Source organism: Haloarcula sp. DT43, assembly GCF_037078405.1.
Classification (GTDB): Archaea; Halobacteriota; Halobacteria; order Halobacteriales; family Haloarculaceae; genus Haloarcula; species Haloarcula brevis.
This window is the reverse complement of sequence record NZ_JAYMGZ010000001.1, coordinates 463,875-476,889: the sequence shown is the minus strand read 5'-3', so window position 1 is coordinate 476,889 and position 13,015 is coordinate 463,875. Positions and strand designations below refer to the sequence as shown.

Sequence of the window (13,015 nt, the reverse complement as noted above, 5' to 3'; positions counted from 1 at the left end):
AATAATTACTCGGTTTCGAGTCTATCCTGAGCCGCCGGGAAGCGAAGTGCTTTCCGCCGGCCGGCCCGAATCCGCGGTATGTTCACCGGAATCGTCGAGACCACCGGCGAGGTGCAGGCGGTTATTGACGACGAGGGCGGGCGGCGGATGCGCATCGGTGCGCCGTTCGAGGGGCTCAGTCACGGCCAGTCTATCAGCGTCAGCGGCGTCTGTCTCACCGTCGAGAAGTCGGTCGACGGCGAGTGGTTCGAGGTGTTTCTCGCACGGGAGACCCTCGCCCGGACGTTCTTCGACGACCTCGACGGCGGCGACCGGGTGAACCTGGAGCGGGCGATGCCGGCCGACGGGCGCTTCGACGGCCACATCGTGCAGGGCCACGTAGACACGACGGCCGAAGTCGTCGGCATCGAACAGGAGGGCGAGGACTGGACGTTCACGTTCTCGCTGCCCGAGGCCCACCGGGACTACCTGGTCGAGAAGGGGTCGATAACTGTCGACGGCATCAGCCTGACCGTCGCGGACCGCCGCGAGGACGCCTTCGACGTGGCTATCATCCCGACGACCTACGCCGAGACGACGCTGTCGGAGAAATCGGTCGGCGACCCGGTCCATCTGGAGGTCGACGTGGTGGCGAAGTACGTCGAACAGCTGGTCTAGGGGTCGAACTCGGTCCGCTCGGAGTGGAGCGCGGTCTCGTCCTCGTCGGCGTGGGCGCGGTGGTAGGCCTGCCGGTAGGCGTCTATCTTCTTCAGCAACAGCAGCCCGAAGACCGAGTCGTACACGATGACGAACCCGAAGAAGGCGACGAGGAAGTCGACGTTGTAGAGGCTGGCCAGGATAGCGGTGACCGGGCTGGACAGCGTGTTGTAGACGGCGTGGATGACCGAGGCGATGAGCAGCCCCTTCAGGACGATGGGGCCGGCGTCCTCGGGGTTGAACTTCGCCAGGCCGAGGTAGTAGCCGGCGAACGCCGAGTAGATGACGTGGCCCGGTCCGGCGAGCGCGCGGACGGCGGTGATGTCGCTGCCTGCGGCGAGCAGTTGGACCGTCCCCCCGACCATCTGCGTGTTCTGGGTGATGTACAGCGCGTTCTCGATTGTCGCAAAGCCCAGTCCGGCGACGGCCCCGTACACCGCGCCGTCGACGACGGTGTCGAAGCGGGTATCCCGAAAGGCGTACAGGCGGACCGCCAGCAACTTCACCGTCTCTTCGACGGGGCCGACGATGAGGAAGAAGAAGAACACCTGGCCGAGAAACGGCACCAGGCCGAACCCGGAGCCGATAGCCTGGACCGGCGCGCCGAAGACCCCGTTGAGGATGCCCGCGAAGCCGGCAAACAGCACGCCCAGCAGGAACGTCCCCACCAGGAGCGTCAGCGGCTCCTGTGTGGTCACGTCGGCGTAGTAGATGTAGACCGCGAGCCCGAGCGCCGGCACGGCCGAGAGAATCGCCATCCCGGCAAACAGCGGCTGGTCGCCGACCGCGCCGAGGCTCCCGAACGCCACCTGGAGGAGGAGAATCGCGACGGCCGCGAGGATGACCAGGTACCGCAGCGTTCGGAGCCCGACGTGGTAGAGCCAGTGGGCGAACCGGTCCAGCGCCGACCGGCGTTCCCAGGTCGATATCTCGTAGAGGTCCGCCGACCCGTCCGCGTTTACCTCGACCGGGTCCTGCCGTCGCTTTCCCATGTTCCACGTCTACAGCCCGTCTCACCTAACCGTTTGGTTCAGGACATCGGGCGAGCCGGCACCGCGGGAAGCTTGCAGGAGACGAGAGGCTTTTCGCACGGGCACACCAACAGGGTCGTATGACGCTACGCGCGGGTGTTCTCGCGGTTCAGGGCGACGTCTCTGAACACGGAACCGCAATCAGACGGGCGGGGGCGGCCCACGACCGGACGGCGGAGGTCGTCGAAATACGCGAGTCGGGGCTGGTCCCCGACTGCGACGTACTGCTGCTCCCGGGCGGAGAGTCCACCACGATTTCCCGGCTCGTCCACCGGGAGGGCATCGCCGACGAAATCGAGGCCCACGTCGCGGCCGGCAAGCCCGTGCTGGCGACGTGTGCCGGGCTCATCGTCAGCGCGACCGACGCACAGGACGACCGCGTCGACACGCTGAATCTCGTCGACGTCGCTATCGAGCGCAACGCCTTCGGCCGACAGAAGGACAGTTTCGAGGCCCCGCTCGACGTGAACGGCCTCGACGAGCCGTTCCCCGCGGTGTTCATCCGCGCGCCCGTCATCGACTACGTCGGCGAGGACGTGGACGTGCTCGCGACGTGGGAGGACCGCCCGGTCGCGGTCCGGGACGGGCCCGTCGTGGGCACGTCCTTCCACCCTGAACTGACCGAGGACCCCCGCATCCACGACCTGGCGTTTTTCGACTCCGTGGAGTCGTAGCGACGGCCTGAAGGCCCCGCTGACCGAACGGCGGCTATGAGCGACGACACCGGCGACGTCATCGACGAACTGTTCGCTGTCATCGAGGACCGCAAGGCGAACCTCCCGGAGGATTCCTACACGGCGTCGCTGTTCACCCACGAGAAAGGCGAGAACGCCGTCCTGGAGAAGCTCGGCGAGGAGACGACGGAGCTGATTCTGGCGGCGAAAGACGACGACCGCGAGGAACTGGCCCACGAGTCGGCCGACATCGTCTATCACCTGCTCGTCCTGCTGGCGATGAAGGACATGGACGTCGACGACCTGCGGGCGGAACTGGCCGAGCGGCGGTAGGTCGGCCTGCCGTCCCGGATGTTTGCGATAGATTGACACAGCCACAGCACAAACGGGCGGGCATGGGCCACGTGGCGTCGGGCGTTACAGTCCTCTGTGTCGATGACGAACCGTCGCTGGCAGACCTCATCGCGACCCACCTCGAACGCCACGACGAGGGCATCGAGGCCACCGGCGTCACGAGCGCCACGGAGGGGCTGTCGCACCTGGACGAACACGACGTGGACTGTATCGTCAGCGACTACGACATGCCCGGCACCGACGGGCTGGAGTTCCTGGAGGCGGTCCGGGCCAGAGCCCCGGACCTGCCGTTCATCCTGTTCACCAGCCAGGGGAGCGAGGCGCTCGCGAGCGACGCCATCTCCGCCGGCGTCACCGACTACATCCAGAAGGTCCACGGAACCCACCAGTACGCCGTGCTCGCACGGCGAGTCCGGAACGCGGTCGAGCAGGTCAGGGCGAAAGCGGCGGCCGGGGCCGCAGAGGAACAGACGAAACGGATTCTCGACGCGGCGAGCGACGGGGTCCTCATCAGCGTCGGCGGCACCGTCGCGTACGCGAACCCCGCGGCGGCGGCGCTGTTCGGGACGGACGACGGCCGCGACCTGCGTGACCGCGTCCTGACCGACCTCGTCGAGCCGTCGGTCACACACGAGACAGCGCCCGTCCGGGCCGTCGTCGAGAACGACCGACCCGCCGCACAGGTCAGCTGTATCATCCGGACGCTCAAAGACGAGCGTATCCAGGTCAGCATCACGGCGTGTGCCGTCACCTGGGACGGGGACGAGGGGACGGTCTCGGTCATCAGCACCCGCGACCGTCCCGACGAACGCGGGCGACGGCTCGAAGCGCTCCACGAGGCCACCCGGCAGCTGATGGCCGCGCAAGTCCGCAACAAGGTCGCCGGCATCGGCGTCAACGCCGCCGCGGACATCATCGGCCTCGACGCGAACGCCGTCCACCTCCTCGACGACGACGGGCGGCTGGAGCCCGTCGCCGCGACCGCGTCGCTCAGGGAACTCGTCGACGACATCCCGACGTTCGAGCCGGGCGACAGCATCGCCTGGCGGGTGTACGAGCACGGCGAGGTGACGGCCGTTCCCGACGTGCGACAGGAGGCGGACGTCCAGAACCCCGAGACACCCATCCGCAGCGAGCTGTACCTCCCGCTGGGGGAGTACGGCATCCTCATCGCCGCATCGACGACCGTCGGCGCGTTCGACGACGCGGACATCGTCGCCGGGCGGGTCCTCGCGGCGAACATGGAGGCCGCCCTGGCGGCGGTCGAGCGAGACGAGCAGCTCCGTGACCGCGAGCGGGAGCTGTCGGCGCAAAACGACCGACTGGAGCAGTTCGCCACGGTCGTCAGCCACGACCTCCGCAATCCGCTGAACGTCGCCATCGGCCGGCTGGAGGCGCTGAAACAGGGCGGTGGCGACGACAACGTCGACGCGGTGGAGCAGGCCCTCGACCGGATGCAGGCGCTGATAGACGACCTGCTGTTGCTGGCCCGGACCGGCGACGGCATCACGGAGACGGAGACGGTGGCGCTGGCGACGGCAGTCGAGGACTGCTGGGCGGTCGTCGACACCGGCGACGCGTCGCTGGTGGTCGACACCGACCGCAGAATCCGGGCGGACGTGACCCGACTCAAGCAACTGCTGGAGAACCTGATTCGGAACGCCGTCGAACACGGTTCGACGAACGCAACGCGTGGCGACGCCGACCGCGGCGGTTCCGACGTGACGGTGACGATTAGCGACGTCCCCGGCGGGTTCGCCGTCTCGGACGACGGGCCGGGAATCCCCGAGGCCGACCGGGAGAAAGTGTTCGAGAGCGGTCACTCGACGACGGTCGACGGCACCGGGTTCGGGCTCACAATCGTCTCACAGATTGCCGACGCTCACGGGTGGACGGTCACGCTCACGGAAAGCGAGCACGGCGGCGCGCGCTTCGAGTTCACCGGCGTCGACGTGCGGTAATCAGTCGTCGTCTTCGTCGCGGCCGTCGCTCAGGTGCTCCCAGATTTCGGTACAGCCACAGCCGTCCTCGACGTCCGCGAGGTGGGCTCGTTCCGGGTCGTCCGCTTTCGACGTTGTCAGCGACTCTGTCATGTAGTTACTACTGGTTACCCGAGAGGATAAGGGTTGTCTGCGACGCGGTGACAGCGCGCTCGCGGGCCGCCCTCTGCATCGGGCGTCGCGGCCGCTACTCCTCGACGGGGGCGAAACGGTGCCGGACGACCTCGCTGTCGTCGTCCCACTCAAAGCTCCCGTGGACCCGTCGCATCCGCTCCTTGTACGCGTCGAGGTCTTCCGACCCCTCGCGCTGTGCGTCCTCGTCGGTCATGTCGCCCAGCGTCCGGCGGGTCACGTCGGTCACTTCGAACTCCGTCCCGTCTATCTCGAAGGTGTCGCCCTCGTCGGCGTACTGGTGGCCGCGGTGCATCTGCGTGACCCGTCCCTCGGCGGCCATCTGCTGGACGTGGTCGTTGGGGAGAATCTCGCCGGCGTCGATGTGAGCCATACCGGACCTGTGGTCGGGACGCTCAAAAACGTGACTCGCAACAGTTTGGGCGCGATTGAACGCGCTTTTACGCTCCGGCCGTCAACGTGACCTATGAGCCATCCCTTCGAGGGTCTGCCGACGACGCCCACCGCCGAGGAGCTCGTGGACAAAGCCTTCTCGCGGGCGTCGCGCGCCGGCGGGGCCAAAGACGGGAACGAAGCCCAGCAGTCGATGCTGATGACGGCGTCGAACATCGCCTCCGACAACCTCGAGAACGTGGTGACCGCGTGGCCGACCATCGACGACCTCGACCCGTTCTACGTCGAACTCGCAGACGCAATCGTCGGCGAGGCCTATCCCGCGGACGACGACCCCGGTATCGACGCGCTGAAACAGCACCTCTCAGAGATTTCGTGGGCCGCGAGCAAGGTCACCGAGATACGCCAGGAGTACGAGAGCCGCGTCGCTCGCGGCGACATCGACACCGCCCGGAAGCTCCGCAAGCAGGCCTTCGCCCGCATCGCCGACGTGGTCGAGGAGGTCGAGGACGACCTCGCCGCCGTTTCGACCGCCCACAACGCCCTGAAAGGCATCCCCGACATCCGCCCGGACGAGCCGGCCATCGTCGTCGCCGGCTACCCCAACGTCGGCAAGTCGTCGTTCGTCAACCGCGTCACGCGGGCCGACAACGAAATCGCGTCGTACCCGTTCACGACGACCCAGATTCGGGTCGGGCACTTCGAGGACCAGCGCATCCGCTATCAGCTCGTGGACACCCCCGGTCTGCTCGACCGCCCGCCGGAGGACCGCAACGAAATCGAGTCACAGGCCGTGAGCGCGCTCGAACACCTCGCCGACGCCGTGCTCGTGTTCGTCGACCCCTCCGGCGAGTGTGGCTATCCGCTGGCGGACCAGCTGGAACTGCGCAACGACATCGAGGCGCGTTTCGACGTGCCGGTGCTGACCATCGCCAACAAGAGCGACCTCTCGACGGACGTGGAGGCCGACCACTACATGAGCGTCACCGAGGACGACAACGTCGACGGCGTGTTGCAGGCCGCCATCGACGCCGTGGACTACGAACTCGAACTGCCGTTCGACGAGTAGCGAGACGCCGACCAGCGGGAGGCGTCTCGAAGACTCCGAGCGGGAAGCGTAGCGACCCGCGAGGACTGCAGTCACCGACGGGCAACGTTTTGAAAACGGCGAACGGGGAGCGAAGCGGCAAGCAAGAACGGCCTACTCTAGCTCGTAGGTGACGCTGACGGAGGCGTCGACGGTGACCTGTCCGGGTTCGATGGTCGTCCGCCCGCCGGCGTCGGCGGCCATCGCTTCCGCGTACACGACGGGGCGGCCGTGGTTGCTGGTCTGAATCGTGACGGCGTCGCCCACGGACCGTCCCTCGGCAGCGGCGACGACTTCAGCGTCCGTCCGGGCGTTGTCCATGGCGGTCGTCAGCGCTTCCTCGCGGGCGTCCTGTCTCGTGTCCTCGCTCAGCGAGTAGCGCACGCCCTCGACGCGGTCCGCGCCGGCGTCGACCGCGGCGTCGATGAGCGCCCCGGCGGTCGTGACGTCGCTCGTCTCGGCCTCGACGGTGTGAATCGCCACGTAGCCGACCTGTTCGCGGCCCTCGCGATTCGTCTCGTACTCGGGGCGTATCTGGAACCGCGAGGAGGTCACGCTCGCGCCCTCGTCTTCCAGCGCGGACGTGATGGCGTCTGCGTCGCCGCTGAGGTTGTTACGCGCCGCCTCGGCCGTCTCTCCGCGGCCGACGGCGGCCACGGTGACGGTCGCACGGTCGGGCGCGCGTTCGACGGTCGCGTCGGCGTTGACGCTCACGGTCGAGTTCGTCGACGGGGCGACGGCTCCGGTGTCCGCGAGTGCGAACCCGACGCCGCCGGCGACGAGCAGTGCCAGTACGCCAGCGATTGCGAGTGGTCGTGATGCCATATCGTCCGGAACGCACCCGGCGGTATTTAGCTCGTCGGAGGGTCAAAGCCGGTTTTGAACGTCAGCCGCTCCGTTCGACGGTGACGTAGTGGACCTCGGTCACGACGTCGCGGCCGGCGGCCTCGTCGGCCACGGCGTCGAGTCGGTCGACCAGCGGCGGCCGCTGTGCGTCCGGCGGCAGGCCGACGGTGACGACGACGCGGCGGGGCTGCTGGAAAATCGCGGTGTTCGTCGATTCGACCTCCACCGACAACACGCGGGCCGGCGGGTCGACGTTCCCCTCGATGCCCTCCCGGATGTCGGACTCCGTCGCCGCTCGCTGGTAGGAGTCCAAGGTCACCCCACCGAGGAACGCCGAGAGGACGAGTATCGACAGGGCGAGGACGCCGATGCGTTTGACCGTCGCCGACCGGGCGTCGCTCTCCCGGAACCAGTGTTCCGGGCGGTAGCCCTGGTACCAGAGCCCGACCAGCACCGCGAGGTTGATAGAGAGCACGTTCACGAGCAGGAGCACGGCGGAGCCGAGGCTGACGAGCGGCTGGCCCCAGGCGATGCCGATGCCGACCGTCGCCGCCGGCGGGATGAGCGCGACGGCGATCATGACGCCGACCAGCGCCGTCGAGACGCCGCTCGTGAGGCTGACGACGCCGGCCGCGCCGGCACCGAGCGCGACGACCAGCGAGAGGAAGTCGGGGGCGACCCGCTCGCGTATCTGCCCGACCGCGGTCACGTCGGCGAGCGGCGGGATGACGTTGGCGTACCGGACGAGCAGGGCGAACGCCGTCGCGCTCGTGACGGCGAGTCCGAGCCCGACGGCCTGGAGTTTGACGCCGCGGACGAACATCTCGTGGTCGTCGACGACGGTCCCGACGTTGGCAGTCATCGCCGGCCCGATGAGCGGGGCGATGACCATCGAGCCGACGACGACCGCCGGGGAGTCGAGCAGGAGCCCCGCGGTCGCGATAATCGCGCTGATGACGGTCATCAGCGCGTAGTTCGACAGTGACGGGGCGAGGTCCTTCGCCTTCGAGGTGAGTTCCTCCCGCGCGATGCGGTCCTCGTCTTCCTCCTCGGCGTAGGTCTCCTCCAGTTCGTCGAACTGGCTGGAGATGACGGTGTTCGCGTCCACGACGACGGTGTAGCCGTCGTCGTCGATGCCGACGCTCCGCAGCTCCTCGAGGACTGGTTCGAGCGCGTTCGTCGGAACCGGGAAGGTAACGACGGCGGTGTACTCCCGCCCGCTCGTCTCGTCCGTGAGCACGTAGTCGATGCCCTCGTCGGCCAACACGCCCAGGACGGCGTCGCGCTTCCCGGTCGGAATCAGTAGCTGTACCAGCCGCACGGCTCCGGGTGGGGCCCGCGGCGATAAAAAAGCGGCTAGTCGGCGGGCCCCGAGGGCCGAGCGGCGAAGCCGCTCCGCCGGACTGTCCCGCGAAACAGACGCGCTTTTCCCCGGCGGCGGAGTACGGGGGATATGTTCGAGTCACGACCGGACCGGGACGCCGAGGTGGTGCTCGTCGGCCGGTCCAACGTCGGGAAGTCGACGTTGATGCGCGAGATAACGGGCCACACCTTCGATACGGGCCAGCGACCCGGCGTCACCCGCTCGCCCAACCACTTCGACTGGGCCAGCGCCGACTTCGTCATCAGTGACCTCCCCGGCTTCGGGTTCATGAAAGGCGTTCCCGAGGACGTCCGCGAGGAAATCAAGACCGACGTGGTCCAGTACGTCGAGGCCAACGCCGACAAGATTCTCGTCGGCATCCTCGTCGTCGACGGCAAGTCCGTCATCGACATCATCGACCGCCACTCCGGCCCGGACGAGATTCCACACGACGTCGAGATGTTCCACTTTCTCCGTGAGGTCGGCGTCGAACCGGTCGTCGCCGTCAACAAGATGGACAAGGTCGACGACAGGGACGAGCGCCTGAACGACCTCTGTGACCGGCTCGGACTGCACCCGCCGTGGCAGCAGTGGCAGGAGACCATCGCCCCCATCAGCGCGAAACGCGGCTCCATCGAGCCACTGAACGAGGCCGTTCGGCACCACCTCCACGAGGCCGAGCGCGACGACCTGTTCCAGTTCTTCTGACCACGACCCTGGTCGGAGACAGCCGACTCACTACCGCTTCTCCGAGAGAGTGTGCCCTTAAAAACAGACGGCAAGAGAGCGTGCGTGTTGCGAAGGACTCGCCGAGAGTTCTGACTGTCTGACTCGCCGTACTCGTCGCCTCCGACGGTTTGAGGTGTGTTTCTAAGTTCCTTTGCACGGCTTCGTGGTGCGTGTCTACGAGGGCGACGCGTCGAGAGGAGTGAACGCCTCACCGTCGTCGGGATGTCCTCGTCAGTCAGTGAGGAACGGCTTGATCGATTCGATCTCTTTCAGTTCGGTCAGCAGGTTTGCCTCGGCGTCTGTCAGGTCATCTTTCGCCTCCAGTTCCTGCACGCGCTGTAGTTTCCGGAAGGCGTCGTACCCCTCGAGAGTCGGACCGAGGTAGTGGATCGGATCACGAGTGGTCTGTCCCTTTCCACCTAATTCCCCCAGGAGTTTGGCGATCTTGTAGTTGATCTCGAACTCGCGCCGTTGCTGATGGTTCCGACTGACTTCCAGAACTGCGTAGTTCCGGTCGACGACGTCGCCATTCCCGTCTGTTACCCGAAGATCGGATCTGAGGTGCGGGTTGGCCGGCGACTGACCGTCGAAACAGACGAAGTAGCCCGGCTGCAACAGATTCCGGGCGGTCCCCGATTCGGCCATCTCAAGGTTGACACGTTCGTCGACGATCGGTTCGTGATTGTCGATGTTATTGACGAGCGCAGCAAGCGGAGGGCCGGCGAGTCCAGCCAATGCGGCGTACGGAGAGATGATCGGAAACATCACGGCGGCTTTGGGGGCAAGTTCCCCGACAGTTTTGATGTACTTCGGGTCGATGCCGTCGATATCGTACACCTGTACGCGGAGGGACAGTAACGAGTCGGTGAGGTCCCGGACCGACAGCATCGTCCTGTGGAAAAACTCTCCTTCCCAACCTGGTTCGACGTTGTGGGCGAAGTAGTGGAGACGCTGGACTGGCGGTTCATTACCGAACTGCGTCTTCGTTGCGACCATCAGGTCGTTGTCAGACAGTAAGTCGAGTTTTTCCTTCGCCATGACCCCCCGAACTTTGACCGTAAGGGGCTCTGCTTTCTGAAAGGCCGATGAGTCAGGGAACGTCTTATCCAAGGTGCGTAGTGGTGCACGGTCGTCAATGTGTTCTCTGGTACCAAGCCACATATGACGAGTTGGAGCGCATGTCTAGAAATAGATTGTTACCAGATTAGTCACTGCCACGAACCATGTCGCGTACGGTGGCCTTGGGATCCTTGACTGAGCCGGCTATTGGTCATTCGGTTGTGCTCGATTTGTTCAATTTACCTGACTGGGAACTGTGGAATCCTTGTCGGCCATCCTTCGTTCGTCAGCACCCCGACTCCGACTGTTCTCTCTTTGTTATGGTCATCTGGAGTGCCGGGCTTCACTCGAAACGCTCCGAAACTGTGCTTCGAGTGGGTCCCGATGCGGGTCAACCCCGAAATCGCGGTTGCCGTCAAGTCGGCCGATGAGCGTCTCATGAGCCAGTGCCAGCATCCCGGACTGGAACCGAATCCGGGTCATTCCGCGATTTGCCAGACGGTGAGCGGGCGGCTCCCGAACGGTCATGGACTCTCGACAGACGAGGTGATAGTTCCGGGGCTGGCGAGTCGAACTTTACCGTCTCAGAGTGAGAGACAGGAAAACCGTAGACCCTCGAAAGAAGGGTAATTTCAGATGGACTCGCCGGGATTTGAACCCGGGGCCTCTTCCTTGCGAAGGAAGCGATCTGCCACTGATCTACGAGCCCGCGTGGTCTGCCACTCGAACGCGGAGTTATAAAAACCCTGCGCGTGAGAGCGGCCTTCGATAGCGATTCACACTGTCCCGGCCAGCGGTTCGGACGGGTGACACACCGACGCTGTCGCGAAGCGACAGCCCCCGGAGGGGTCAGTCCTCGAGGACGATCTCGATGGAGACGTCGTTGGGAACCTGGATGCGCATCAGCTGGCGCAGTGCCCGTTCGTCGGCGTCGATATCGATGAGCCGCTTGTGGACGCGCATCTCCCAGTGTTCCCACGTCGCGGTCCCCTCACCGTCGGGGGACTTGCGGGTGGGAACCTCCAGCGTCTTGGTGGGGAGCGGAACCGGACCGGAGAGTTCGACGCCGGTCTTGTTCGCGATCTCCCGCACGTCGGCGCAGATGTCGTCGAGGTCCTCGGGGCTTGTGCCCGCGAGCCGAACGCGTGCCTGCTGGGACATACGTTATCGCTCGTTGACGCTGAGGACTTTGCCGGCGGCGATGGTCTGACCCATGTCGCGGATAGCGAACGAGCCCAGCTCCGGAATCTCGGAGGACGGCTCGATGCTGAGCGGCTTCTGGGGTCGGACCGTGACGACGGCGGCGTCCCCGTTCTGGATGAAGTCGGGGTTCTCCTCGGCGACCTCGCCGGAGGACGGGTCGATCTTCTTGTCGATGGACTCGACGGTACAGGCGACCTGTGCCGTGTGAGCGTGGAAGACCGGGGTGTACCCTTCCGTGATGACGGACGGGTGCTGCATCACGACGATCTGGGCCTGGAAGGTCTCGGCGACGGACGGCGGGTCGTCGGCCGGACCACAGACGTCGCCGCGTCGGATGTCGTCCTTGCCGACGCCGCGGACGTTGAACCCGACGTTGTCACCGGGCTCGGCCTTCGGGACTTCCTCGTGGTGCATCTCGACGGTCTTGACTTCGCCGGAGACGTCCGAGGGCTGGAAGCTGACGTTGTCGCCCGTGTTGAGGACACCGGTCTCGACGCGGCCGACCGGGACCGTCCCGATGCCGGAGATGGTGTAGACGTCCTGAATCGGCAGTCGGAGCGGCGCGTCCGTCGGCGGCTCCGGAGCCGGCAGTTCGTTGAGCGCTTCGAGCAGGATTTCGCCGTCGTACCAGCCCGTGTGCTCGGACTCTTCGGCGATGTTGTCGCCCTCGAAGGCGGAGACGGGGATGAACTTCGCGTTCTCGGAGTCGAAGCGGACCTGCGTGAGGAGGTCCTTGACCTCTTCGACGACCTGCTTGTACTCGGACTCGCCGTAGTCGACGAGGTCCATCTTGTTGACGGCGACGATGAGTTCACCGATGCCCAGGGTGCGGGCCAGGAACACGTGCTCCTGGGTCTGCGGCTGGACGCCGTCGTCGGCGGCGACGACTAGGACGGCGTTGTCAGCCTGGGACGCGCCGGTAATCATGTTCTTCACGAAGTCGCGGTGACCAGGACAGTCCACGATGGTGAAGTCGTAGGCGTCGGTGCTGAACTCCTGGTGGGCGATGTCGATGGTGACACCGCGCTCACGCTCTTCGGCGAGGTTGTCCATGACGTAGGCGAACTCGAAGCCGCCCTTGCCCTTCTCCTCGGCTTCTTCCTTGTGCTGTTCGATGACGTGCTCCGGTACCGACCCTGTCTCGTACAGGAGTCGGCCGACGAGCGTGCTCTTCCCGTGGTCGACGTGGCCGATGATGGCCAGGTTCTGGTGTTGTTCGTCGCTCATTGTTATCTCTCACGCGCAGAGGCGCTGTATCGGGTTTATTAGCTGGTGGTTCATAAAACGATTTCGAAAGCGTGTAAGCGTCAGGCCGTCGCTTTCTTGCGATTCGGCACTCCATGCCATGGTAATATGGTACCGGATAGCGTGGTGTCTGGCACTCACGCTGTAGGGGCCCAAACTGCCGAGGCGAGTGCGGAAAAAGAGCGGTGCGCCGGGCGCGACCC

General features: G+C 65.7%; 14 protein-coding genes and 1 tRNA gene. 6 read left to right on the top strand and 9 right to left on the bottom strand.

Translation table 11 applies throughout. The annotated features are described in order from the left end of the window. The first annotated feature begins 78 nt into the window (after window positions 1-78). The gene (locus VI123_RS02555) at window positions 79-657 is read left to right on the top strand and encodes a riboflavin synthase (RefSeq protein WP_336336499.1); all 579 of its coding nucleotides are present in this window, start codon (window positions 79-81) and stop codon (window positions 655-657) included. Here VI123_RS02555 and VI123_RS02550 read toward each other — a convergent pair. Beyond that, on the bottom strand, window positions 654-1,688 hold the full coding sequence (locus VI123_RS02550; RefSeq protein WP_336336498.1) for a PrsW family intramembrane metalloprotease: 1,035 nt from the start codon (window positions 1,686-1,688) through the stop codon (window positions 654-656). The genes VI123_RS02555 and VI123_RS02550 overlap by 4 nt on opposite strands. A 119-nt stretch (window positions 1,689-1,807) precedes the next feature. Between VI123_RS02550 and pdxT the strand changes: the two genes are divergently transcribed. The 3 genes from pdxT (at window position 1,808) to VI123_RS02535 (ending at window position 4,716) form a co-directional block, all read left to right on the top strand. Beyond that, window positions 1,808-2,401 (top strand): pyridoxal 5'-phosphate synthase glutaminase subunit PdxT, encoded by a 594-nt coding sequence (pdxT, locus tag VI123_RS02545; protein WP_336336497.1) that lies wholly within the window; start codon window positions 1,808-1,810, stop codon window positions 2,399-2,401. A gap of 36 nt (window positions 2,402-2,437) precedes the next feature. Continuing rightward, complete coding sequence (hisE, locus tag VI123_RS02540) at window positions 2,438-2,734, top strand: phosphoribosyl-ATP diphosphatase (RefSeq protein WP_336336496.1); 297 nt, start codon at window positions 2,438-2,440, stop codon at window positions 2,732-2,734. A 62-nt stretch (window positions 2,735-2,796) separates the two neighbouring features. Then, window positions 2,797-4,716: a response regulator gene (locus VI123_RS02535; RefSeq protein ID WP_336336495.1), complete on the top strand. Its 1,920-nt coding sequence runs from the start codon at window positions 2,797-2,799 to the stop codon at window positions 4,714-4,716. On the opposite strand, the gene VI123_RS02530 is transcribed toward VI123_RS02535, so the two are convergent. Together VI123_RS02530 and VI123_RS02525 are read right to left on the bottom strand one after the other, a co-directional pair. Continuing rightward, window positions 4,717-4,848 (bottom strand): hypothetical protein, encoded by a 132-nt coding sequence (locus VI123_RS02530; protein WP_336336494.1) that lies wholly within the window; start codon window positions 4,846-4,848, stop codon window positions 4,717-4,719. Window positions 4,849-4,942: 94 nt separating this feature from the next. Then, complete coding sequence (locus tag VI123_RS02525; protein WP_336336493.1) at window positions 4,943-5,260, bottom strand: ASCH domain-containing protein; 318 nt, start codon at window positions 5,258-5,260, stop codon at window positions 4,943-4,945. A gap of 93 nt (window positions 5,261-5,353) precedes the next feature. Between VI123_RS02525 and VI123_RS02520 the strand changes: the two genes are divergently transcribed. Further along, entirely contained in the window at window positions 5,354-6,349 is a 996-nt protein-coding gene (locus VI123_RS02520) for an NOG1 family protein (RefSeq protein WP_336336492.1), read from the top strand. A gap of 132 nt (window positions 6,350-6,481) precedes the next feature. On the opposite strand, the gene VI123_RS02515 is transcribed toward VI123_RS02520, so the two are convergent. Next, window positions 6,482-7,192: an SIMPL domain-containing protein gene (locus VI123_RS02515; protein WP_336336491.1), complete on the bottom strand. Its 711-nt coding sequence runs from the start codon at window positions 7,190-7,192 to the stop codon at window positions 6,482-6,484. A 61-nt stretch (window positions 7,193-7,253) separates the two neighbouring features. Continuing rightward, entirely contained in the window at window positions 7,254-8,534 is a 1,281-nt protein-coding gene (locus tag VI123_RS02510; RefSeq protein ID WP_336336490.1) for a TIGR00341 family protein, read from the bottom strand. Window positions 8,535-8,666: 132 nt separating this feature from the next. On the opposite strand from VI123_RS02510, the gene engB reads away from it, so the two are divergent. Further along, the gene (gene engB / locus VI123_RS02505; RefSeq protein WP_336336489.1) at window positions 8,667-9,284 is read left to right on the top strand and encodes a GTP-binding protein EngB; all 618 of its coding nucleotides are present in this window, start codon (window positions 8,667-8,669) and stop codon (window positions 9,282-9,284) included. A 252-nt stretch (window positions 9,285-9,536) separates the two neighbouring features. Here engB and VI123_RS02500 read toward each other — a convergent pair whose 3' ends face one another. The 4 genes from VI123_RS02500 to tuf all read right to left on the bottom strand — a co-directional run bounded on the left by VI123_RS02500 (window position 9,537) and on the right by tuf (window position 12,794). Continuing rightward, window positions 9,537-10,343 carry a hypothetical protein gene (locus VI123_RS02500; protein WP_336336488.1) on the bottom strand — a complete coding sequence of 269 codons (807 nt, stop codon included), beginning with the start codon at window positions 10,341-10,343 and terminating at the stop codon, window positions 9,537-9,539. A 658-nt stretch (window positions 10,344-11,001) separates the two neighbouring features. Continuing rightward, window positions 11,002-11,073 (bottom strand) — tRNA-Ala (locus tag VI123_RS02495). Between the two features lie 140 nt (window positions 11,074-11,213). Then, window positions 11,214-11,525 carry a 30S ribosomal protein S10 gene (gene rpsJ / locus VI123_RS02490; RefSeq protein ID WP_004515425.1) on the bottom strand — a complete coding sequence of 104 codons (312 nt, stop codon included), beginning with the start codon at window positions 11,523-11,525 and terminating at the stop codon, window positions 11,214-11,216. A gap of 3 nt (window positions 11,526-11,528) precedes the next feature. After that, window positions 11,529-12,794, bottom strand: a complete 1,266-nt coding sequence (gene tuf, locus VI123_RS02485; RefSeq protein ID WP_336336487.1) for a translation elongation factor EF-1 subunit alpha — start codon at window positions 12,792-12,794, stop codon at window positions 11,529-11,531. Window positions 12,795-13,015 lie beyond the last annotated feature (221 nt).